This window comes from Aurantibacter sp., assembly GCF_042094015.1.
Lineage (GTDB): Bacteria > Bacteroidota > Bacteroidia > Flavobacteriales > Flavobacteriaceae > Aurantibacter.
On sequence record NZ_JBELDZ010000016.1, the window covers coordinates 17727 to 40947 of the forward strand.

Here is a 23221-nt window from a genome sequence, read left to right on the forward strand (position 1 = left end):
TCTTCAGCTTATTTGGATTATTCCATTTTATCTAAATATTTTCCAAAACGAACTAAATATGTATGGACATTAATTGGACCATATAGTGCAAATAAGTTCCAAGATGTTAGAAGGGTTTTAAAAGACACAACTGTAAAAGCAGTACTATTTAATTATAAAACATTTAAATTATAATTAGGTTATAAATCTGTTGTATAGACAATATTACCATTAAATATAGTCATAACGATAGTGGTTTTTAGTATTTCGTCTTCGCTAACAGTCATTAAATCTTGATTGTAAATAGTGAAATCTGCTAACTTTCCAGGTGTAATAGAGCCTTTGATTTTTTCCTCAAATGCGCCATAAGCAGCATCTAAAGTATAGGATTTTAAAGCTTGAGTTCTCGTCATTTTTTGTTCAGGTTCAAAACCTCCTTCAGGGAAACCTTTTAGAGTTTTTCTACTAACACTTGCGTAAAAACTTGCAATTGGATTAATAGGCTCTACAGGAACATCTGTTCCGTTTATAATAGGTACACCACTTTGTAATAAATCTTGCCACATATATGCACCTTCTTTAATTCTTTGTTCTCCCAAACGATCTATTGCCCAAGGTCTGTCTGAAGACATATGAACAGCTTGCATTGCAGGAATCACATTTAATTCTGCAAATCTAGGTATGTCGTCTGGATGTAAATGTTGAGCATGTTCAATACGAAATCTATGATCTGAAATTAATTTAGAGCTTTTCTTTAAAGCTCTTTCATAGCGATCTAAAATCTCTCTGTTTGCTCTATCGCCTATGGCATGAGCGCAAACTTGAAAACCATTTTTAAGTCCGCTAGAAGCCGTTTTTTCAACAAAATCCATAGGTAATGTCTCGTGTCCAAAATGTCCTGGTTGATCAGAATAAGATTCTAATAACCAAGCACCTCTTGAGCCTAAAGCTCCATCACAATTTAATTTTACAGAACGAATAGTAAAAAGATGTTCTTTGTCTACATTTGGTCCTTTTAAATACCATTCATTAAGTAAATCTTTATCCCAGCCAGTTAACATAGCATAAAGTCTAACTTTTAAATTGTTTTCTGATTTCATTTTATTATAAAGCGAAATTGTCTCTCTGTCAATTCCAGCATCATGAAAACTAGTAATACCATTTTTATGACAAGCTTTTACAGCTAAATTAAAAGCCTTTGAGTCTGATTCTGGTGTGTTTTTTGGAATGTGTTTACTTATTAGAGTTTGTGCTCTCTCATTAAAAATCCCTGTAGGTCTATTAAATTCGTCTAGAAAAACTTCTCCACCTTTTATTTCAAAATTATTAACACCTTCTAATTTTAATAAATCTAACCCTGCAATTTGCATAGCTTTACTATTAGCAAAACTTGCATGTCCACTTGCATGACTTAAATATACAGGGTTGTTAGGAGATACTTCACTAAGTCTATGGTGTGTTTGAAACCCTTTAACTAAGTCTGTTGGTAAACTATCCCATTTACTTTGATGCCAACCTCTACCAATAATCCATTCTCCTGGTTTTGCAGTTTTAACTCGTTCTGCAACTGCATCTATAATATCTTGGTAACTAGAAGTTTTCATTAGATCTAGTCGTAATTCATTATAGCCTAACCCCATAAAATGTCCGTGTCCTTCTATTAGCCCTGGAGTCATTGTTTTACCTTTTAAGTCGATAAATTGTGTTTTTTTATTTTTGAAAGAATATGCTTCATCCAAATTTCCAGCAAAAAGAATAATATTACCTTTAGTAGCAACTGCTTCTACTTTTGTACTTGTTGAGTCTACTGTATATATAGTTCCTCCATGGATTATCATTGTTGCAAATTCCTTATTAGGATTAGCACATGAATTAAATAATAATATTGAAACTACTGTGATGTAAAGAAATAGAAGTTTGTTCATTATAAATTAGTGTTTAGGACTGTTAATTTACATTGTTTTATGTAATTTTTCACTGAATGAGTCAGGTCCATTAATATTTTATGGTTAAATGTTTTTATTATAGGTAAATAATTAGCGGTAGATCAGGTCTTAAATCAAATGATTTTCCTTGAATGTTATTATCAAAATATAATTCCATTAAATGTTCTTTTCCGTTTTTTATGGTTGTATTTTCAATTCTATTTATAGATTTCATTGTCTCTGTATTCAAATCTAAATCGGTTGATGATACTATAATATTTGTAATTTTTTTGGCACCATTTGGATGCTTAAAAAAATCCTTCCAAAAATCATCTTCACTAGGGAAGTTTTGTAAATCTGTTAAAGATTCAAATACTTGTGATTCAATTTCAGGATAAACAATAAAAACTGAAGGCTCTTTAAGGTGTGTTTTTGAATTTTTAGCTGAAAATATGGTCATGTTTTTCTCCATCCAATTTTGATGATAGCTAATTTTTTCAAAAGGAATTTTTTCTGATTTATAATCTTTAAGCTTAAGAGCAATACTAAACGGAGATGCTCCATTAACATAAAAATTTGCTCTTTCTTTGAAATCTAATTCTTTATTTATTAAGTTATTAGCCTCAAATTCATTTTGGTTATAAACAAAAATCAGTTCTAGGTATCCGTTTAAAAAATAAAAGTATTTTCCTGAAGTACCTTGTCCATCATGAATCCCTGAAAGTGAATCAGGAACAGAAACAAACCCAATATCTACTAATTTTTCTTTAGATGTTTTTGGGTTTTTTACCCAAATATTAAAATGATCAATTTGTAAATCTGTATTGCTGTTTTTTGTAATAGAATTAGCTTTTTTTTTATAATTACAGGATAAAAAACTAAAGGATAAGACTAAAGTTATAATGTAATTATGAATACTCATAACAGAACTATTTCTTAAAGTTTTTATTACGCTTATTATAATTTTTATCGCCACGTGTTTTTGGCTTTTTATATTTGGCAGCAATTTTAAATTTATAAGAACCACCAAGATTTTCTTTAGAGTTTTTTGCGCTTTTTTCATGAAAAGCTGGTCCAGGAGCATCTTCATCTCTACGTTTAGTAGGGTTGTAACGTTCTTTTATTACAGTACGTTCTTCTTCTATAAGTTCTGTAGAAACTTCTACTGCATCAGGAATTTCTATTAAAGGAATTTCCATTTGCATTAACGTTTCAATTTTTTCTAATCCATCTAATTCTTTAGCAGTAGAAAGTAAAATAGCTTCACCTTTGCGTTCAGCCCTACCAGTTCTACCAATTCTATGCATATAATTCTCTGGATAGCCTGGTGTATCAAAATTGATAACGTGACTTACATTATCTATATCTAATCCACGAGCCATAACATCAGTAGCAATCAAAATACGATTTGCGCCTTCACGAAACTGCTCAATACTACGTAAACGATAATTTTGTGTTTTATTAGAGTGAATTACACAGATTTCATCGTTTAAAGTTTCAGAAAGATGTTCGAATAATCGGTCTGCCATTCTTTTATGAGATACAAAAACAAGAACCTTATTAAAGGTTTTTTGGTCTTGAAAAAGGTGTTTAATTAAATTAAACTTGGTATAATAATTAGGTACGCTATATTTTCTTTGCGAAATATTTTCTAGTGGCGTACCAGAAATAGCAATAGATACTTTAGTAGGATTTATGAAAAAATCAGTAATTAACTCGTCCACATCTTCTGTCATAGTTGCAGAAAACATAATATTTTGTCTACGTTCAGGAAGAATATCAAAAATGTTAAGTAATTGATGTCTAAATCCTAAATCTAACATTACATCTACTTCATCTATAACTAATTTTTGAATAGATTTTAGTTGTAAAACTCTACTTACGGCTAAATCATATAAGCGACCTGGCGTAGCTACAATAATATCTTGTCCTTGTGCTACAGCTTGTTTTTGTGTGTTTATGTTAGTTCCTCCATAAACACCAAGAGTTCTGACATTAATATATTTTGCTAATTTATCAATTTCGCTTACTACTTGAACAACAAGTTCACGAGTTGGAACTAAAATTAAAATACGTGGTGCTTCTTGTTTAGAATATTTTAAATTTTTAAGTATTGGTAGCATATAGGCAAAAGTTTTACCTGTACCAGTTTGTGCAATACCAACCATATCTTTACCACCAGAAATAACCGAAAAAGATTCCGATTGAATAGGTGTTGGAGTTGTAAAACCTAAGTCGTCTAAACCATTATATAATGGCGTGTTTAAATTTAGTTCTTGAAAAGTCAAAATGCATTAATTTAACTGCAAAATTACCATTATTAATTGGTTTACACTAAATGCGCTTGGTGAATTTCAATTTTATAAGATGCAGAAAAAGATTTATTTGCTGATAATTTTATAATTCCATCTTTGTTTTTAAGCTCTTGATTGGTGTTTTTATAATCTGTAACTCCTAACCAAGGTTCTAAACAAATAAAATTAGCTTTAGGTTTTGCCCAAATCCCAAAGTAATTGTAATCTTTATATTTTATAGTTAAAACAGGTCCATTTTTATTACTGTTTAAAGTGATTTGTTTCGATTTTAAATCTTTAAAAATTAAGGCATCGTTATTAAATAAATCAGGAGTTAAGTTTATACTGTTTTTGGTAGTAAATATTGGCTTAGTTTTAGAAGATAATAATCCGCTTTCTTGGTCTAATAAATATGTTTCTGAAATTTCATCTTGCTCAAAAATAAGATTGTAATCAGAATACTTTTCATTTTTAAAGACAGGACATTTAAAAGCTGGATGACCGCCAACTGAGAAATATATAGTTTTAGTATCTGTATTTTCCACTTTGTAAGTTATGGTTAACTCATTGTTTTCTATAGTGTAAATAACATAATAATTAAATTTAAAAGGATAATTAACTTCTGTGTTTTTATTATTTTGAAGTAAGAAAGTTAAGCTGTTTTCTGTTTCCTTAATACATTTTATGTCTTTGTTATATCTAATAAATCCGTGTTTTGGTATGCTATACTTTTTGTTATTAAAAATATAAGAACCATCTTTTAAAGCGCCAACAATAGGGAAGAGGTTTGGCGCAAAATTAGCCCAAATTTCTTGATTAGCATTCCACATAAAATTAGTGTTATTTTTAGTGGATTTTATTTGGCACAATTCTGCTCCAATTGTTTTTATAGAAATCTCTAAAAGGTTATTTTTTAGTGTGAGCATTGTTTTTGATTTAAACTAATGGCTAAAAGGTATTATTTTTTATGAAATCTCATTAACTTTGAAACATAATTTTTATCATTGAGAACCAAAAAGACATACCAACTTACAAAAATAGAACCATTTAAAGCACAATTATTGGCTTGGTCTCAGCAATTTGATACTGTACTTTGGTTGGATTCTAATAATTATAGTCAGCAGTATTCTAATTACGATGCAGTTTTAGCTGTAGAAGAATTTACAAGCATAAAAACAGATTATTTAGATGCTTTTAATCAATTAAAAGAATACCAAACATTAACAAAAGATTGGATTTTTGGCTACTTAACTTACGATTTAAAAAATGATGTGGAAGTATTAAAATCTAATAACACTTCAGTTTTAGATTTTCCTGAATTATATTTTTTCCAACCTCAAAAATTATTTTTAATAAAAGGAAATACTTTAGAAGTTCAGTATTTAAAAATGGTAGATAATGAAATTGAATCTGATTTCAATACTATTTTTAATTTTGAAATTGAAAACAAATTAGATCTTGAGAATTATGGCGAAAAAGTTAAAATAAAATTAACCTTAACTAAAGACAATTATTTAGAACGTGTTAAAAAAGTATTAAACCATATTCAAAGAGGAGATATTTACGAAGCTAATTTTTGTCAGGAGTTTTTTGCTGAAGATGTAGAAATCAATCCATACACAGTTTATAACAAGTTAAATAATATATCTAATCCGCCATTTGCATCTTACTTTAAGCATTTAAACACTTATGTAATGTGTGCTTCGCCAGAACGCTATTTAAAAAAGGAATCTGATAAATTAATCTCTCAACCTATAAAAGGAACAGCTAAAAGATCTGCAAATAAACAAGAAGATGAGTTATTAAAAGACACTTTAGAAAATGATGCTAAAGAGCGAAGTGAAAACGTTATGATTGTTGATCTGGTTAGAAATGACTTATCTAAAACAGCACAAAAAGGAAGCGTAAATGTAGAGGAGTTATGTAAAATTTATAGTTTTGATCAAGTACATCAAATGATATCTACTGTAGTTTCTAAAGTAAAACCAGAAATTCATCCAGTAGATATTATAAAAACAACCTTTCCAATGGGAAGTATGACTGGTGCACCAAAAATTTCGGCAATGCAAATTATTGAAGATTTAGAAGTGTCAAAACGTGGTTTGTATAGTGGAGCCATTGGTTATTTTACACCAGAAAACGATTTCGATTTTAACGTTGTAATTCGTTCTATTTTATATAATAAAACAAAAAAATATGTATCTTATTCTGTTGGTGGCGCAATTACTGTAAAAAGCGATCCTACTAAGGAATATGAAGAATGTTTGCTAAAAGCAAAAGCAATGCGTCAAGCTTTAGAAACTTAAATTATGCTTCAAGAATTTAAAGTACATATTAATAATCAATTTTCATTTTTAAATGAAAAAAAGCTACTTGTTGCCATTTCTGGTGGTTTAGATAGTGTTGTTTTAGCATATTTATGCAAGTCATTAAAATTTGATTTCAGTTTAGCACATTGTAATTTTTCTTTAAGAGATAAAGAGAGCAATACTGACGAAACTTTTGTTAAGCAATTAGCAAAGGATTTAGATGTTGAAATTTTTACTAAAACGTTTCCAACTGAAAAATTTGCCAAAAAAGAAAAATTATCGATTCAATTAGCAGCGCGAAAATTAAGATATAATTGGTTTGAAGAAATTCTTGAAAGAGAAGCTTTAGATTATGTTTTAACTGCACATCACGCAGATGATAATTTAGAAACTTTACTTATTAACTTATCTCGTGGAACAGGAATAGAAGGATTAACTGGAATTCCACCACTAAACAACAATATAGTAAGACCTTTATTGCCATTTTCTAGAAAAATTATAAAAGCTTATGCTTTAGAGCAACAGATTAATTGGCGAGAAGATAGTAGTAATGCATCTACTAAATATTTAAGAAACAAATTAAGACATGATGTAATTCCTGTTTTAAAAGATATAAATCCAAATATACTTCAGAATTTAAACACTACAATTTCTAATTTAAATGACACCAAATCTATTGTGGTCGAAAGTTTAAAGGCTGTTTTGAAGCGTGCAGTTATTTCTAAAACAGAAGGAGAAACAGTTTACAGAATTTCTGAATTTAAAAAAATAGATGTTCCAAAAGCTTATATCCACGAAATTTTTAAAGTTTATGGTTTTACTGCTTTTAATGATATTGTAGATTTATTAGATGCACAATCTGGAAAAATAATTACCTCTAAAACGCATCAGCTTTTAAAAGATAGAGAAACACTTATTTTAACTAAAATTGATACTAAAAAAGAGTTTGAAATCGTAGTGAATTCTTTAGAAACAATAAAAACACCTTTGGGAAAATTAGTTTTCGAAAAAGTATCTAATGTTGGTATTGTTGAAAATAATTCAATTTTTGTAGATGCCAAAATGTTAAACTTTCCTTTAACTGTAAGTTCTAAACAAGAAGGCGACTACTTTTACCCATCAGGAATGAATGGTAAAAAAAAAATAAGCAAATATTTTAAGGATATAAAGCTATCTTTGATTGCAAAGGAAAAAGCTTTAATATTGCGTAGCTCAAACCAAGTAGTTTGGGTTATAAACTACAGATTAGATAACCGATTTAAAGTGACTAAATCAACAAAAAAAATTATTAAAATATCATTAATATGAAATATATATTAGCATTATTTATAACATTTTTTTCTTTAGAAAACAGTGTTGCTCAAGTTTTAGAACCTGTAAAATGGCAAACTAAAGTAGAAAAAATTTCTAATACTGATTATAATTTAGTTTTTGAAGCTGATATAGATGATGATTGGCATATTTACTCTCAATATACACCTGAAGGTGGACCTTTAAATTTTGAAGTTGATTTCTTAAACATTAATGGGAACTATGAATTAATAGGTGATTTAAAAGAAGGTAAAACTTACAAAGAATTTAATGAAACATTTGGTGTTAACGAAATTTTCTTTTCAAAAAAGGCAATTCTTAATCAAAAAATTAAAATTTTAAATCTTGAAAATAAACAGATTAAAGTTGAGTTTTTCTATCAAGTATGTAAAACAGTATGTATTAATGAAACTAAAAATTTCACTTTATCTTTAGATGGAACTAATGTTCTTGAAAAGAATATAACTATCGATGAAAATTCTAAATCACTATCTAAAAAATTAAAAATAGATATAAAAGGTGCTGGAGAATTTCAAAAAGAAGAAGTAAAAGAGAAGACAAACATAGGAATCTTTATTCTTGGTTTTTTAGGTGGTTTAATAGCTCTACTAACACCTTGTGTGTTTCCAATGATTCCATTAACAGTTTCTTTTTTTACTAAAAGTGCTGAAAACACCCAAAAAGGAATTGCAAATGCAATGCTTTATGGTTTGTTTATTTTAATTATTTACGTGTTATTAAGTTTGCCTTTTCACTTTTTAGACTCATTAAATCCAGAAATATTAAATACAATTTCAACTAACGTTTGGTTGAACATCATTTTCTTTGGAATATTATACTTTTTCTCATTCTCGTTTTTTGGTTTTTATGAAATCACATTACCAACGTCATGGGGAAATAAAATGGATGAAACTTCTTCTAAAATAGGTGGTTTTATTGGAATATTCTTTATGGCTTTAACTTTAGCTATTGTTTCTTTTTCTTGTACAGGTCCAATTCTAGGTTCTTTATTAGCAGGTTCTTTAACTAGCGATGGAGGAGCAATGCAATTAACTATGGGAATGAGTGGATTTGGTTTAGCATTAGCTTTACCATTTACTTTATTTGCTATGTTTCCAAAATGGTTAAACTCTTTACCTAAATCTGGTGGTTGGTTAAATTCAACTAAAGTTGTTTTAGGTTTTTTAGAATTAGCTATGGCTTTTAAATTTCTTTCTAATGCCGATTTAGTTAAACATTGGGGTTTATTAAAACGTGAAGTATTTATTGGAATTTGGATTATTATTTTTATAGGTTTAGCACTTTATTTATTTGGTAAAATTAAATTCCCACACGATAGTCCATTAAAGAAATTAGGAATTCCTAGAATTAGTTTTGCCATTTTAGTTGTCGCTTTTGTAATTTATCTAATTCCTGGTTTAACTAATACAGAACATGCTAACCTTAAGTTATTAAGTGGTTTTCCACCACCATTAACTTATAGTTTGTACGAGAAAGAGTCTGAATGTCCGTTGGGTTTAGAATGTTATAAAGATTTTACACAAGGCGTTGCAGCTGCAAAAGAGCAAAACAAACCTATAATGTTAGATTTTACGGGTTGGGCTTGTGTGAATTGCAGAAAAATGGAAGAACAAGTTTGGAGTCAAGATAAAATTTATAATACACTTCAAGATTATGTAGTTATTTCACTTTATGTAGATGATAGAAAAGAATTACCAGAAAATGAGCAGTTTGATTTTTTAAGAGCTAATGGTTCAAAAAAACGTATAGAAACAATTGGAGATAAGTGGTCAACCTTTCAAACTATAAATTTTAATAATAACTCACAACCTTTTTATGTGTTAATGAACAGTGATTTACAATTATTAAATCATACTACTGCAAATACTCCAAATGCAGACGAATACTACAATTGGTTGCAAAAAGGCTTAGAGAGTTTTAAAAAGTAATATAAATACATTTTAGATTAAAAAAGTGAGAATTTTAGTTCTCGCTTTTTTTGTGCTTAATTTTTAGTACATTTAAGAAAACCAATATTTTATGCTTAAAAAAGTTTTTGGAAGTGCTGTTTTTGGAGTAGATGCAACTACTATAACTGTGGAAGTTAATGTAGATAAAGGAATTGGTTATCATTTGGTTGGTTTACCAGATAACGCTATTAAAGAAAGTAATTACCGTATTGCGGCGGCATTACAAAATAATGGTTTTAAAATTCCGGGGAAGAAACTTATAATTAATATGAGTCCAGCAGATTTACGTAAAGAAGGTTCTGCTTACGATATGACATTGGCTGTAGGAATACTTGCAGCATCAAATCAAATTCAAGCTGAGGATTTAGAAAAATATATTATAATGGGCGAATTATCTTTAGATGGATCTCTTCAACCAATAAAAGGTGCTTTGCCAATTGCTATTAAAGCTAAGGAAGAAGGTTTTGAAGGCTTTATTTTACCTAATCAGAATGCCAAAGAAGCAGCAATTGTAGATGGATTAAAAGTTTATGGCGTAGATAATATTGAACAAGTCATTAATTTTTTCGATAAAAATGAACTATTAGAAGAAACTATAGTAAATACAAGAGAAGAGTTTTATAAGAACTTAGATTTTCCAGAATTTGATTTCTCAGATGTAAAAGGTCAAGAAAGTATAAAACGTTGTATGGAAATTGCAGCAGCTGGCGGACATAACGTGATATTAATTGGTCCGCCAGGAGCAGGAAAAACAATGTTAGCAAAACGATTGCCTAGTATTATGCCACCTATGACGTTGCACGAAGCTTTGGAAACTACAAAAATTCATTCTGTGGTTGGTCGTGTAAAAAGTTCTGGATTATTATCTCAAAGACCATTTAGAAGTCCACATCATACCATTTCCAATGTAGCACTTGTAGGCGGCGGAAGTTATCCGCAACCTGGCGAAATTTCATTATCTCATAATGGCGTGTTATTTTTAGATGAATTGCCAGAGTTTAAACGCGAGGTGTTAGAAGTAATGCGTCAACCTTTAGAAGATAGAGAAGTGACTATTTCTAGAGCAAAATTTACAGTTACTTATCCAAGTAGTTTTATGTTAGTGGCAAGTATGAATCCTAGTCCAAGTGGATATTTTAACGATCCAGATGCGCCAGTAACTTCTAGTCCTGCAGAAATGCAACGTTATTTAAGTAAGGTTTCTGGGCCACTGTTAGATAGAATAGATATTCATATTGAAGTTACACCAGTACCTTTTGAAAAATTGTCTAGCGAACATAAAGCAGAATCTTCTGTAGATATTAGAAAACGTGTTACTGCAGCAAGAGATATTCAAACCAAACGATTTGAGAATTTAGAAAATATTCATTACAATGCTCAAATGTCTGTAAAACAGATTAGAGAATATTGTGCGTTAGATGAAGACTCTAAAACCTTATTAAAAACAGCTATGGAACGCTTAAATTTATCTGCCAGAGCTTATGATAGGATTTTAAAAGTATCTAGAACCATAGCTGATTTAGAAAATAGCGAAACTATTACTGGAACTCACTTAACAGAAGCTATACAATATAGAAGTTTAGATCGTGATGGTTGGTTGGGGTAATTACAGCCACTTTAAAAGTTTTTTTACATTATTTAGTTTGTTTTTGTAAGGTGCATACCTAAAAGGTAAATCTAACCAGTTTCCTTTTTTTACAATACTTTTTTGATGTGTAAATGTATTAAAGGAATGTTCACCGTGATACGCTCCAATACCGCTGTTTCCAACACCACCAAAAGGTAATCTGTGATTGGTGAATTGTATAATAGTATCGTTAATTACGCCTCCACCAAAAGAAAAACTATTCAAAATATTAGTTTTAAACTTTAAATTATTACTAAAAACATACAGTGCTAATGGCTTTTCATAATTATTAATGGTTTCAGAAATATTTTCAAAACTTGAATATGAAATTACGGGTAAAATAGGACCAAATATTTCGCCTTTCATAACATTACTAGATAGTTTTGACTCATCTAATAGAGTAGGAGCTATATAGTTTGTTACTGGATTAGTTTTTCCACCACAGACAATAGTTTCATTTTCTAAAAAGCCTTTTAAACGTTCAAAATTCTTTTCATTTACAATTCTTGTAAAATCCTCAGAGTTTTCAGGGTTTGTTCCATAAGTGGTAATAATTTCATTTTTAATTAAATTATAAAACTCCTGTTTAATATTTTCTTTTATTAGTATATAATCTGGAGCAATACATGTCTGTCCAGCATTTAAAAATTTACCCCAAACTAATCGTTTAGCGGTTAGTTTTAAATTTGCTGTTTCATCAATTATACAAGGATTTTTTCCACCTAACTCTAAAGTTACTGGTGTTAAATGTTCTGCCGCAGCTTTAGCCACAATTTTACCTACATTAACACTTCCTGTAAAAAATATATAATCCCAGTTTAATTTCAATAGATTAGAAGCCACTTCCGCATTTCCTTCAATAACCAAAGCGTGTTCAGGTTTAAAAACTTTACTTATAATAGTATTTAATAAACTAGAGGTGTTAGGTGTTAATTCACTTGGTTTTAAGACAACTGTATTTCCACAAGATATTGCTGCTATTAATGGTGCTATTGCCAGTTGAAATGGGTAATTCCAAGGCGAAATTATTAAAACAGCTCCATAAGGATCTTTGTAAATAAACTCTGAAGAAGGGAAATTTAATAAAGCAGGTTTAATACGTTTTGGTTTAGACCACGTTTTTATCTTTTTTATAAATAAATCAATTTCAGATAAAACTACAGATATCTCTGTAATATAAGTTTCAAAAGCAGGTTTGCCAAAATCTTTATAAATAGCAACTATAATATCTTGTTCTTTAGATATTATTTCTCTTTTTAAAACTTGTAATAATGAAATTCTATATGATATTGATTTAGTTTCTTGAGATGCGAAAAAAGCTTTTTGACTTTGCAGAATTTTAGAAAACATACTTTTTTAGGGAAAGTTACGTAATTGAACTTAACAACGGTAAAAATTATTAAACTTTAAGATTTTAATTCTGCTTTATTTTTAATAATCAATTAAAATGATGAAATTAAGTCTATATGAGGAGTTGATTTTTATATCTTTAAATTTATGACTGATGCAAAATTATATCAATTAAAATTTCCTGTAGGAGAATTTAAAAAACCAAATCCAATTATAGAAGAACATATCTTGGAATGGATTAATGTTTTAGAAACGTTTCCTAAAGATTTAAGAACTTTAGCTCAAGATTTATCAGATGAAAGCTTATTACTTAAATATAGACAAGATAGTTGGACTGTAAGACAAGTTATTCATCATATTTCAGATAGTCACCATAATAGTTATACCAGATTTAAATGGACAATAACAGAAAATTCTCCAATTATAAAAGCATATAATGAAGTGGCTTGGGCAAATTTAGATGATTATAATTTGCCTATAGATTTGTCATTAAAACATATTGAAGTTATACATGCTAAGTTGGTTGCTTTTGTTAAAACATTATCTGAAGCTGATTTTGATCGTTATTTTATCCATCCTGAAACAAATGGTAAGGTGACTTTGAAAGAAAATTTAGGAATTTATGCTTGGCATAGTTTGCATCATTTAGCGCATATAAAACAGGCTTTAGATAATGGATTTTAAATTGAAAAAACGAATTGGTTTTGATACTTTTAAAAAGCCAGATTTAAGAGTTGGTACTATAATTTCTGTAGAAGATTTTCCAGAAGTTAGAAAACCAGCTTATAAGTTAACTATTGATTTTGGTGACTTAGGTGTAAAAAAAACATCGGCTCAAATTACTACACTATATACAAAAAATGAACTACTAAATAGGCAAATTGTAGCAGTGGTAAATTTTCCATTGAAACAAATAGCAAATTTTATGAGTGAATGTTTAGTCTTAGGAGCTGTAAAAGGAAAAGATGTTATTCTATTACGTCCAGAAGCAAAAGTTTTAAATGGAAGCATTGTAGCATAAAAAAAGCTTCATATAATATATGAAGCTTTTGTAATAACCTTTATTTAGTATTTAATTAAATATCATCAAAATCTACATCTGTAAATCTACTTTCAGAAGGATTTTCAGTTGTTGTTTCTTGGGTACTTTCATTAGAGGTAACTTCAAAGTCACGTTTAAAATCTTTTTGGTGTCTTTCACTAATAACTTCATTTCCTTTTTCAGAAATAACGTAATCTGTCATCTCTTTTAAAATTGTATTAAACTCGTTAAAATCTTCTTTATACAAATAGATTTTGTGTTTTTTGTAATGAAAAGAACCGTCATCGTTTGTAAACTTCTTGCTTTCAGTAATTGTTATGTAGTAATCTCCAGCTTTAGTTGCTCTAACATCAAAAAAGTAAGTACGTCTTCCAGCTCGTAATACTTTTGAGAAAATTTCTTCTTTCTCCATCATTTCGTAATTACCCATAATAGTTTATTTATTTACTCAAAAATCTAAAAAAAAAGTTGAGTAAGCAACAAATTTTATAATTCTTTTTGACTTAATTGTTTTTTGTATAATTCAGCATAATACCCATTATTACTAATTAGCTCTTTATGAGTACCTTGCTCTATAATTTCTCCTTTATCTAAAACTATAATTTGATCTGCATTTTTAGCCGATGAAATTCTATGACTTACAATTAAAGTTGTTGTTTGCTGTGTAAGTTGCTTTAAGTTATTTAAAATCTTTTCTTCGGTTTCTGTATCTACTGCAGATAAACAATCGTCGAACAATAATATATTAGGATTTTTTATAATTGCTCTTGCAATAGAGACACGTTGTTTTTGTCCACCAGAAAGAGTTATACCTCTTTCTCCTAATATAGTTTCGTATTGCTTATTAAATTCAATAATGTTTTTATGGACATAAGCATTTTTAGCAGCATCAATCACTTGTTCGTGAGTAGCATTTTCACGACCAAATTTTATATTATTCTTAATGGTGTCACTAAATAAAAAGGCATCTTGAGGTACATAGCCAATAGATGTTCTTAAATCTTTTAAATTTAGGTTTTTAATAGTAGTGTTATCCACTAAAACAGTTCCATTACTTGTATCGTATAGTCTACTAACCAAGTCTAATACTGTTGATTTTCCAGAGCCAGTTTTACCAATTATTGCTAAAGTATCACCGCTTTTAACTTTAAAACTAATATTTTTAAGTGCAGTAATATTAGTATCATCATAAGTAAAGGTTACATTTTTAAACTCAATATTTCCTTGAATTGGTGTGCTTTTTTGTACCGTATTTTTAATTTCAGGATCTATTTTTAAGAATTCATTAATTCGTTTTTGAGATGCTTCTGCTTCTTGTACAATAGACGTAACCCAACCAACTGTAGCAACTGGCCAAGTAAGTAAGTTAACGTATATTATAAACTCAGTTATAGTTCCAAGCGTAATTTCGTCATTAATGTATTGTTTTCCTCCAACGTAAATTACGATAATATTACTAATACCTATTAATAATAGCATCATAGGAAAAAAGAAGGCTCTAATTTTCACTAATTTTAATTGCTTTTCTTTATTCTCTTTAGATAGTTTATTAAAATCGATAATAGTTTTAGTCTCTATTCCATAAGCTTTTATAACAGATATACCACTAAATGTTTCTTGTGTAAATGTTGATAGTTTTGATAAATACTCTTGTACAATTCTACTACGCTTATTAATTTCTTTACTTATTTTGTATATAAAAACAGATAGAATTGGTAATGGAATTATTGTATAAAGTGTTAATGTTGGCGAAGATTTATACATAAAAACTAACACAGCTACAAAAAGCATAAGTGTATTTATACTATACATTATTGCAGGTCCAGAATACATTCTAACCTTAGAAACATCTTCTGTAATACGATTCATTAAATCTCCAGTTCTATTTTTTTTGTAGAAGTTTAATGATAGGTTTTGATATTGCTGATAGATTTCATTTTTTAAATCAAACTCAATATATCTAGAAATGTTAATTATAGTTTGACGCATAAAAAATGTGAAAACACCAGTAGAAATAGCTGTTCCAATAATTAAAGATATATTTAGTAATAAACTTGATTTTAAATTGGTTAAATCTTTAGTATCTGCCTTTAAGTATTCATCTATAATATCTATGGTTTCACCTATAAAACTTGGAACAAATACTTTAAAAAGATTACAAACAATAGTTATTATAATACCTATTAGTAGTTTTGTTTTATATTTCCTAAAGTATTTGTTAAGGTGTTGTAATTCTTTCATTTAATTAAATCAAATCGTTTCAAATTAATAATTTCTTAATTATTGGTGATATTTATTGCATAAATGTTAATATATAATTATTTTTGCTTGCATTATTAAATATAATGCAATTTTACACTTATATCAATAAACACCTAATTACATAATGGTTTCAGACATATTAACACCAGATCAATTAAAAAAAGTAGATCCAGTTTTTGGACAATTATCTTTCGATAATCATGAGCAAATTGTTTTTTGTAATGACAAAGATACAGGATTAAAAGCTATTATAGGAATACATAATACAGTTTTAGGACCAGCTTTAGGTGGAACAAGAATGTGGCAATATGCTAACGAATGGGAAGCTTTAAATGATGTTTTAAGATTATCTCGTGGAATGACTTATAAATCAGCCATAACAGGATTAAATCTTGGTGGAGGAAAAGCAGTTATAATTGGTGATGCTAAAACACAAAAAACGCCAGAATTAATGCGTCGTTTTGGTGAGTTTGTCCATAGTTTAAGTGGAAAGTATATTACTGCAGAAGATGTTGGAATGGAAACATCGGATATGGATACAGTAAGAGAGGTTACACCTTATGTTACTGGAATCTCTGAAAGTTTAGGTGGATCAGGAAACCCTTCTCCAATTACAGCTTATGGCGTTTTTATGGGAATGAAAGCTGCTTCTAAATATAAATTTGGAACGGACGATTTAGAAAATAAAAGTGTTTTAGTACAAGGAATTGGACATGTTGGGGAATCTTTAGTTGAACATTTAACAAATGATGGTGCTAAAGTTATTATTTCAGATATTAACGAATCTCGTTTAGAAGCTGTAAGTTCAAAATACGGAGCAACTATTTATAAAGGATCTGATTTATATAGCGAACCTGTAGATATTTATGCGCCATGTGCTTTAGGAGCAACTATAAATAATGATACTATAAATAAAATTCAAGCTAAAGTTATTGCAGGTGCTGCAAATAATCAATTAGCAAACGAAGTTGTTCATGGAAAATTATTACAAGAAAAAGGTATTGTTTACGCACCAGATTTTTTAATTAATGCTGGTGGAATTATTAATGTTTATGCCGAATTAGAAAAATACGGTAAAGCAGAAATTATGCGTAAAACAGAAAATATTTACAACACAACATTAGAAATTTTAAATAATGCAGAAAAAAATAGTGTTACTACTTTAGATGCAGCATTAACAATAGCAAAAAATAGAATAGCAGAAAGAAAAAATAAAAACAGTTAATAGTTTTTACTTTTAATTAAAGTATTATTTTTGCAAAGCGATAGAAACACTTCTATCGCTTTTTTTAAACTACAAGTTCTTTTAGACTATGTTAAATAGAAGGCATATCAGAATCAAAGTAATGCAAGTACTTTACGCTTTTAACGGAAGTGAAAGTGATGACTTTACTAAAGATCAAAAATTCTTACTAAATAGTATAGATAATATGTATTCTTTATACATATTACTTCTGTCTTTAATGGTTGAAGTTAGAGAAAAAGCAGAGTTGCAAATAGATAAAGACCAGAAAAAACATTTTGCATCTGATGAAGAAAAAAGTCCTAATAGAAAATTTATTAATAACGAAGTGTTATTAAGCATTGCTAATAATCCTGCATTTCTTTTAAAGCAAGATGATTTAAATGTAAATAACTGGAAATTAGATGGTGAATATGTAGATATAATTTATAAAGAGCTTGTTTCAAGTAGCCTATATAAAGAATACATATCTACTAAAACATCGACTTTTAAAGAAGATAGAAATTTTATTGTTGACTTTTTTAAAGAAATTGTAGCACCTAACGACAAGCTTTATAATTATTTGGAAGATAAGAATTTAACCTGGTTAGATGATTTACCAATTGTAAATACAACAATTCTAAAAATTTTAAAGAAAACAAAACAAGATTCACCAGATGTACATTTGACTCCTAAACTCTATAAGGATACTGAAGATAAAGAATATGCAATTAACTTATTTAAAAAGTCTTTGTTAAATCAAGGTGAATTAAAATCAGTTATAGGTTCTAAAACAAAAAATTGGGATGCAGATCGTATCGCATCATTAGATACAGTATTGTTGACTATGGCATTGTGTGAAATTGAAAAATTTCCATCTATTCCAACTAAAGTAACCATTAATGAATATTTAGAAATTGCTAAAGAATACTCGACACCAAAGAGTAGTATTTTTATAAATGGTATTTTAGATAAAATAGTAAAAGAACACCAAGCAGCAGGAACATTAAATAAAATCGGTAGAGGTTTGATGTAATAAAAAATAATCTTATTTTTACAATTCAATAATAAATTAAAATAAAACGAAATGAAAAGAGTATTTTTAATGTTAAGCGCAGTATGCTTAGTAGGATTTACATCTTGTAAAGAAGATGCAACAACAAAAATTGATGAAACAAACGTAGCAGCAGCTGCAGTTAGAGATGCACAATCTTCTAAATTTCCAGTTTTAACATTTTCAGAAACAGAACATGATTTTGGAGAAATTATTAATGGAACTCCAGTAGAAAACGTATTTACTTATAAAAACACAGGAGATTCTCCATTAGTAATTACTAATATTAAAAGTACTTGTGGATGTACAATTCCTCAGGACTGGTCTAAAGAACCTTTAGCACCAGGAGCAGAAGGAAAATTTACAGTTAAGTTTAACGGTAAAGGAAATGGTAATACGTCTAAAGCTGTAACAATTACTGCAAATACAGAAAAAGGTAGCGAAGTTGTTAGAATTAAAGCTTTTGTTAAGCCAGATCCTAATGCACCAGCTAAGGTAGCACCAGCAAATTCTCCAATGGCACCAGTTGTTAAGTAATGGAGCAATTATCTAGTATATTACCAATTTTAGCTATGTTTGCTGTAGTGTATTTCTTTATGATTGCACCACAAATGAAAAAGGCTAAAAACGAAAAAAAATTCGCAGCTGAATTAAAAAGAGGCGACCGTATTGTTACACTTAGTGGATTACACGGTAAAATATTAGAGTTAAATGATAAAGATAATTCTTGTATTATTGAAACTCTTTCAGGTAAATTAAAATTTGATCGTGCTGCCATTTCTATGGAAAGAACTAAAATTTTAAACAAACCAAAAGAAGATAAAAAGTAAATTGCTTTTTAATTAAATAAAAATGCTTCAAGTAAACTTTTACTTGAAGCATTTTTTTATATAATAAAGTTAGAGATTAACAGTTTTTATATTTGTCGTGTAATCCAGTATCTTTTAGAATTAAAGGTGCTATTTTTTCTAATCTAGATATTTTTGTAGCTTCTCTTTTTGCAGATTTTATATAAAGACAATATTCTTTTTGTTTACTTGGAGATAGATTTTTGTACGATGCTTCTAATTCAGAATTTTGATTTAGAAGCAGTTGTAATTCCTTTGGAATACTAAAAGACTTTGACGTTGTTTTTGTAGGCTTTAACTCTTTTCCAAGTTTTTGATTTTCTATAGCCTCTTTTATATAACTTAAAATTGTAGGTTGATTTAATTCTTTAATTGAAGTAAAACGTAATTGCCTGAGTGCTTTTGTTTTTCCATCTTGAGCATTAAACAATAGATTATGTTTATCTTCTAAAAATACGCCATTAAAAAACCACAGGCAAAAATGATTTTTAAACGCACCTAAACCAATAACATTTTTATTTTTTAAAGTATAAGTAGGAGCGTTCCATTTTATAGTTTCTTCTAATTCTGTAGATAATAAAAGTGATCTTAGAATTTCTAGTTCATTTTTAAAGTGATTATTGTTTTCTAAATATTCTTCTACGGAATAGATTTTTTTCATTATTAATGAAGTTTTAATTCGTTCTTAACCTTGTCTTCTGTTGGTCTAATCATTATTAAATAGATAATAATTAGAATTCCAAAAAGTATAAAATCCTTTTGAAGAATTAATAATGCAAAAGCAGAACCTTCTAAAATTGCCCAACGTATAATAGATGCAGATTGGTATTCTATAATTTTTTGTTGTTCTGTAGAACTTGGAGAAATTACTTTTAACTTTTGCTTAAAAATAAGATTACTAATTATAAACGCTACAATTGGAATAAATATATAAATTATATTTCCTGAAGTTATTTTAAGGAAAATAAGTAAATCCGAAATTGATTTTAAACCTGATAATAAATAATAGCCAATTATAAGTCCAGCACAAAGTGCAAAATGAATAACCTTTAAAACGCGTAGTTGTTCTTTCATTTATTAAGTGTAATTAATCTTGTTTTTTTGAAGTAATTACTTTTGCAATTTGTCCACCAATCCAAGCCATAGGAATATAAGCTAAAAGAACATCAGTTATTGTAAACCAAATTGGTCCAGAAATCATATAATTAACAGCTATTCCGCCAAGTAAAAATAAAAACCCAATTGCTAAAGCAAATTTCATTTTATGGTTTTCAGCAATTATAAAGGCAAGAAAAGCACCAATTAAAGTTCCTAATGCGTGTGCTAAAAAAGGAAAAATAAAATAGTTGTATTCTAGAGTTGGCATAACTTTAGACAAGGCATCCATATTATTAATATCTATACCTTCAATAGGGAAAACACTGTGACCAGTTTGTATTAAAAGCATATTTATAGTACTTCCTAAAAGCCAGCCTAAAACTATAGCTAAAATATTTTTAATAATTGGATTCATATTATCTGTATTAGTTAGATAAACAATATACTAAAAATGATCTATTTAATTAATTTCTCAAATGCCAATCGCTTATCATTATCATCTAAATAAATAATACCACAATAGCTATAGCCTAAAGTTTTCAGTAGGGTTTGCATACCAATATTATTTTCGTGAGTATCTATTCTCATTGAAGTTATGTTTTGTGACCTTAAAAGCTCTTCAAAATAGTTAAAAATATATTTTGCAATGCCTAATTTTCTAAAAGAATTACCAACAGCCATTCTATGTATTACGCCATAAACTGAGTTTTGAGGAGTAAGCCAATCACCTTCAATTTTAGTGTATGTTGGTTCCGGATTAGTTGTAAACATAGTAGTTGCCATAACTTGGCTAGAACTGTTTTTTACTAAATAACTTTCGTTTTGCTTTATGTCTGTAAGTATTCTTGTAGAATCTGGATAGCCATTTTGCCATTGGTCTATACTTAAAGACGCTAAATAATCCTGAGCATCTTTAATTATTAACATAATAGAATCAAGATCTGATTTATTTGCTTTTACTAATTCCATAATTCTGTTTAGTAACATGCGTTCCAAATAGCATCGTTTGGTAAATCTGCGGTAATTTTAATTGGTTCTTTTGTAACTGGATGAATAAACTCTATAAATCTTGCGTGAAGACAAATACTTCCATCTTTATTACTTCTATCGAAACCATATTTTAAATCGCCTTTAATTGGAGAACCAATAGTGGATAATTGTGTTCTAATTTGATGATGTCTACCAGTTTCTAATTTAACTTCTAGAAGTGTGTAATTATCTAATTTCTTTAATGTAGAGTAGTGTAGTATTGCTTTTTTACTTTCAGGTATTTCTTTAATATATGCAGTTGATTTGTTGTTTTTTGGGTTCTTTTTTAGCCAATTAATTAACGTACCGTTAGACTTTACAGGTGCTTTTTTCACTAAAGCCCAATATGTTTTAGTAATTTCTTTTGTTAAGAATAACTTGTTTAGTCTTGGTAAAACCTTACTTGTTTTAGCAAAAAGAACCAAACCAGTTGTTGGCCTATCTAATCTATGAACAGTTCCTAAATAGACATTTCCTGGTTTATTATATTTATCCTTAATGTATTCCTTTACAACATCGCTTAAAGGCTTATCACCAGTTTTATCACCTTGAACAATATCTCCAGAGCGTTTGTTTATAGCTATAATGTGATTATCCTCATAAATTACTTGAAGATTTTCTTTATTAGAAACGATGTTTTTTTTGTGAATCACAAAATTAATATTGCTCAGATTCGTTAGGGAAATCAACAGTTTTTACATCGTTAACATATTGTCCAATAGCATTAGTCATTTCTTCATATAAATTCATATAACGTCTTAAAAAGCGAGGATTAAATTCGTGTGTCATTCCAATCATATCATGTAATACTAAAACTTGTCCATCTACACCAGATCCAGCTCCAATTCCAATAACAGGGATAGAAATACTCTTAGCAACTTCTTCGGCTAATTTTGCTGGTATTTTTTCTAAAACAAGTGCAAAACATCCTGCTTTTTCAAGCATTAAAGCATCTTTTTTTAGTTTCTCAGCTTCTTCTTCTTCTTTGGCTCTTACAGTGTAAGTTCCAAATTTATAAATGGATTGAGGTGTTAAACCTAAATGTCCCATAACAGGAATTCCTGCATTTAGGATACGTTTTATAGATTCTTTAATTTCTTTTCCACCTTCCATTTTTACAGCATGTCCACCAGATTCTTTCATAATTCTAATAGCACTACGTAAAGCTTCTTTAGGATCACTTTGGTAACTACCAAACGGCAAATCTACTACAACTAAAGCACGTTCTACAGCTCTAACTACAGATTGTGCATGGTAAATCATTTGATCCAATGTAATAGGTAAAGTTGTTTCATGACCAGCCATAACGTTACTAGCAGAATCTCCAACTAAAATAACATCGGTTCCAGCACTATCAACAATTTTTGCCATAGTATAATCGTAAGCAGTTAACATCGAAATTTTTTCGTTGTTAGCTTTCATATCAACTAATGTTTTAACAGTAATTCGTTTATACTCTTTTTTTGCTACAGACATTTTAATCCTTTTATTTATAATTGTAAAAGTAGTAAATATAGAAGTATTGTTAAATAAAATTTAAAGAATCATTTACTTTGTTCCTTTTTTTTTAATTTGTCATATTAAATCATTAAAAATGAAGATAATACTATTATTATTGACTGCTTTTGTTATTACAACTTCTATGAACTCTCAAGAAGAGAACACGGAAAAAGAATTAATAAAAAAATCTGTTGAAACTTTTTTTGAAGGCTTTCATAATCAAGATAGTTTAAAAATGAAATCTATGACCTATGGTAACATTAAGTTATTATCAATAGGGAAAAGTAAGGATGGATTATATAAGCTAGATAAAAATGATTTTTCAGATTTTTTAAAATCTATTGTCTCAATTCCAGAGCATATAAAATTTAAAGAAAAATTATCTCAATATAACATTCAGT

Annotated in this window: 24 protein-coding genes; 11 read left to right on the plus strand and 13 right to left on the minus strand. The window is 28.7% G+C overall.

Going from position 1 to position 23221, the window contains the following annotated elements; all coding sequences use genetic code 11:
* Positions 1-179: 179 nt before the first annotated feature.
* The 4 genes from ACFDSN_RS03995 to ACFDSN_RS04010 all read right to left on the minus strand — a co-directional run bounded on the left by ACFDSN_RS03995 (position 180) and on the right by ACFDSN_RS04010 (position 5124).
* Positions 180-1904 (minus strand): amidohydrolase, encoded by a 1725-nt coding sequence (locus ACFDSN_RS03995; protein WP_375238538.1) that lies wholly within the window; start codon positions 1902-1904, stop codon positions 180-182.
* A gap of 97 nt (positions 1905-2001) precedes the next feature.
* Complete coding sequence (locus tag ACFDSN_RS04000) at positions 2002-2826, minus strand: hypothetical protein (RefSeq protein ID WP_375238539.1); 825 nt, start codon at positions 2824-2826, stop codon at positions 2002-2004.
* Between the two features lie 7 nt (positions 2827-2833).
* Positions 2834-4192: a DEAD/DEAH box helicase gene (locus ACFDSN_RS04005; RefSeq protein WP_375238540.1), complete on the minus strand. Its 1359-nt coding sequence runs from the start codon at positions 4190-4192 to the stop codon at positions 2834-2836.
* Positions 4193-4233: 41 nt separating this feature from the next.
* Positions 4234-5124: an aldose 1-epimerase family protein gene (locus ACFDSN_RS04010; RefSeq protein ID WP_375238541.1), complete on the minus strand. Its 891-nt coding sequence runs from the start codon at positions 5122-5124 to the stop codon at positions 4234-4236.
* A gap of 78 nt (positions 5125-5202) precedes the next feature.
* Here ACFDSN_RS04010 and ACFDSN_RS04015 point away from each other — a divergent pair, with 78 nt between their 5' ends.
* The 4 genes from ACFDSN_RS04015 to ACFDSN_RS04030 all read left to right on the plus strand — a co-directional run bounded on the left by ACFDSN_RS04015 (position 5203) and on the right by ACFDSN_RS04030 (position 11394).
* On the plus strand, positions 5203-6504 hold the full coding sequence (locus ACFDSN_RS04015) for an anthranilate synthase component I family protein (RefSeq protein ID WP_375238542.1): 1302 nt from the start codon (positions 5203-5205) through the stop codon (positions 6502-6504).
* 3 nt (positions 6505-6507) lie between these two features.
* Positions 6508-7815 carry a tRNA lysidine(34) synthetase TilS gene (tilS, locus tag ACFDSN_RS04020; protein ID WP_375238543.1) on the plus strand — a complete coding sequence of 436 codons (1308 nt, stop codon included), beginning with the start codon at positions 6508-6510 and terminating at the stop codon, positions 7813-7815.
* Positions 7812-9767 carry a cytochrome c biogenesis protein CcdA gene (locus ACFDSN_RS04025; RefSeq protein WP_375238544.1) on the plus strand — a complete coding sequence of 652 codons (1956 nt, stop codon included), beginning with the start codon at positions 7812-7814 and terminating at the stop codon, positions 9765-9767. The genes tilS and ACFDSN_RS04025 overlap by 4 nt, the downstream gene beginning before the upstream one ends.
* A gap of 91 nt (positions 9768-9858) precedes the next feature.
* Complete coding sequence (locus ACFDSN_RS04030; RefSeq protein ID WP_375238545.1) at positions 9859-11394, plus strand: YifB family Mg chelatase-like AAA ATPase; 1536 nt, start codon at positions 9859-9861, stop codon at positions 11392-11394.
* Here ACFDSN_RS04030 and ACFDSN_RS04035 read toward each other — a convergent pair whose 3' ends face one another.
* Positions 11395-12765, minus strand: coding sequence for an aldehyde dehydrogenase (locus ACFDSN_RS04035; protein ID WP_375238546.1), 1371 nt, complete (start codon positions 12763-12765; stop codon positions 11395-11397).
* A 147-nt stretch (positions 12766-12912) separates the two neighbouring features.
* Between ACFDSN_RS04035 and ACFDSN_RS04040 the strand changes: the two genes are divergently transcribed.
* Complete coding sequence (locus ACFDSN_RS04040) at positions 12913-13449, plus strand: YfiT family bacillithiol transferase (RefSeq protein WP_375238547.1); 537 nt, start codon at positions 12913-12915, stop codon at positions 13447-13449.
* Positions 13439-13786 (plus strand): tRNA-binding protein, encoded by a 348-nt coding sequence (locus ACFDSN_RS04045; RefSeq protein ID WP_375238548.1) that lies wholly within the window; start codon positions 13439-13441, stop codon positions 13784-13786. The genes ACFDSN_RS04040 and ACFDSN_RS04045 overlap by 11 nt, the downstream gene beginning before the upstream one ends.
* Positions 13787-13841: 55 nt before the next feature.
* Here ACFDSN_RS04045 and ACFDSN_RS04050 read toward each other — a convergent pair whose 3' ends face one another.
* Both ACFDSN_RS04050 and ACFDSN_RS04055 read right to left on the minus strand, forming a co-directional pair.
* On the minus strand, positions 13842-14237 hold the full coding sequence (locus tag ACFDSN_RS04050; protein WP_375238549.1) for a PUR family DNA/RNA-binding protein: 396 nt from the start codon (positions 14235-14237) through the stop codon (positions 13842-13844).
* A 56-nt stretch (positions 14238-14293) separates the two neighbouring features.
* Entirely contained in the window at positions 14294-16048 is a 1755-nt protein-coding gene (locus ACFDSN_RS04055) for an ABC transporter ATP-binding protein (RefSeq protein WP_375238550.1), read from the minus strand.
* 145 nt (positions 16049-16193) lie between these two features.
* Between ACFDSN_RS04055 and ACFDSN_RS04060 the strand changes: the two genes are divergently transcribed.
* The 4 genes from ACFDSN_RS04060 to yajC all read left to right on the plus strand — a co-directional run bounded on the left by ACFDSN_RS04060 (position 16194) and on the right by yajC (position 19175).
* Entirely contained in the window at positions 16194-17294 is a 1101-nt protein-coding gene (locus tag ACFDSN_RS04060) for a Glu/Leu/Phe/Val dehydrogenase (RefSeq protein WP_375238551.1), read from the plus strand.
* Positions 17295-17415: 121 nt separating this feature from the next.
* Positions 17416-18327 (plus strand): transcription antitermination factor NusB, encoded by a 912-nt coding sequence (nusB, locus tag ACFDSN_RS04065; protein WP_375238552.1) that lies wholly within the window; start codon positions 17416-17418, stop codon positions 18325-18327.
* A 51-nt stretch (positions 18328-18378) separates the two neighbouring features.
* Positions 18379-18882: a DUF1573 domain-containing protein gene (locus tag ACFDSN_RS04070; RefSeq protein ID WP_375238553.1), complete on the plus strand. Its 504-nt coding sequence runs from the start codon at positions 18379-18381 to the stop codon at positions 18880-18882.
* Positions 18882-19175 carry a preprotein translocase subunit YajC gene (gene yajC, locus ACFDSN_RS04075; protein WP_375238554.1) on the plus strand — a complete coding sequence of 98 codons (294 nt, stop codon included), beginning with the start codon at positions 18882-18884 and terminating at the stop codon, positions 19173-19175. Before ACFDSN_RS04070 ends, yajC begins: the two co-directional genes overlap by 1 nt.
* A 76-nt stretch (positions 19176-19251) precedes the next feature.
* Here the strand turns inward: yajC and ACFDSN_RS04080 are convergent, their stop codons facing one another.
* Genes ACFDSN_RS04080 through panB form a run of 6 tightly spaced genes read right to left on the minus strand, consistent with a single transcriptional unit; the run spans position 19252 to position 22796 of the window.
* Entirely contained in the window at positions 19252-19854 is a 603-nt protein-coding gene (locus ACFDSN_RS04080) for a YdeI family protein (protein ID WP_375238555.1), read from the minus strand.
* 2 nt (positions 19855-19856) lie between these two features.
* The gene (locus ACFDSN_RS04085) at positions 19857-20267 is read right to left on the minus strand and encodes an MFS transporter (RefSeq protein WP_375238556.1); all 411 of its coding nucleotides are present in this window, start codon (positions 20265-20267) and stop codon (positions 19857-19859) included.
* A 13-nt stretch (positions 20268-20280) separates the two neighbouring features.
* The gene (locus ACFDSN_RS04090; RefSeq protein ID WP_375238557.1) at positions 20281-20706 is read right to left on the minus strand and encodes a hypothetical protein; all 426 of its coding nucleotides are present in this window, start codon (positions 20704-20706) and stop codon (positions 20281-20283) included.
* Positions 20707-20747: 41 nt separating this feature from the next.
* On the minus strand, positions 20748-21260 hold the full coding sequence (locus ACFDSN_RS04095; RefSeq protein ID WP_375238558.1) for a GNAT family N-acetyltransferase: 513 nt from the start codon (positions 21258-21260) through the stop codon (positions 20748-20750).
* Positions 21261-21268: 8 nt separating this feature from the next.
* Complete coding sequence (locus ACFDSN_RS04100) at positions 21269-21973, minus strand: RluA family pseudouridine synthase (protein ID WP_375238559.1); 705 nt, start codon at positions 21971-21973, stop codon at positions 21269-21271.
* Between the two features lie 4 nt (positions 21974-21977).
* Complete coding sequence (panB, locus tag ACFDSN_RS04105; RefSeq protein WP_375238560.1) at positions 21978-22796, minus strand: 3-methyl-2-oxobutanoate hydroxymethyltransferase; 819 nt, start codon at positions 22794-22796, stop codon at positions 21978-21980.
* A 118-nt stretch (positions 22797-22914) separates the two neighbouring features.
* Between panB and ACFDSN_RS04110 the strand changes: the two genes are divergently transcribed.
* A partial coding sequence (locus ACFDSN_RS04110) for a nuclear transport factor 2 family protein (protein ID WP_375238561.1) occupies positions 22915-23221 on the plus strand: 307 nt, incomplete at its 3' end.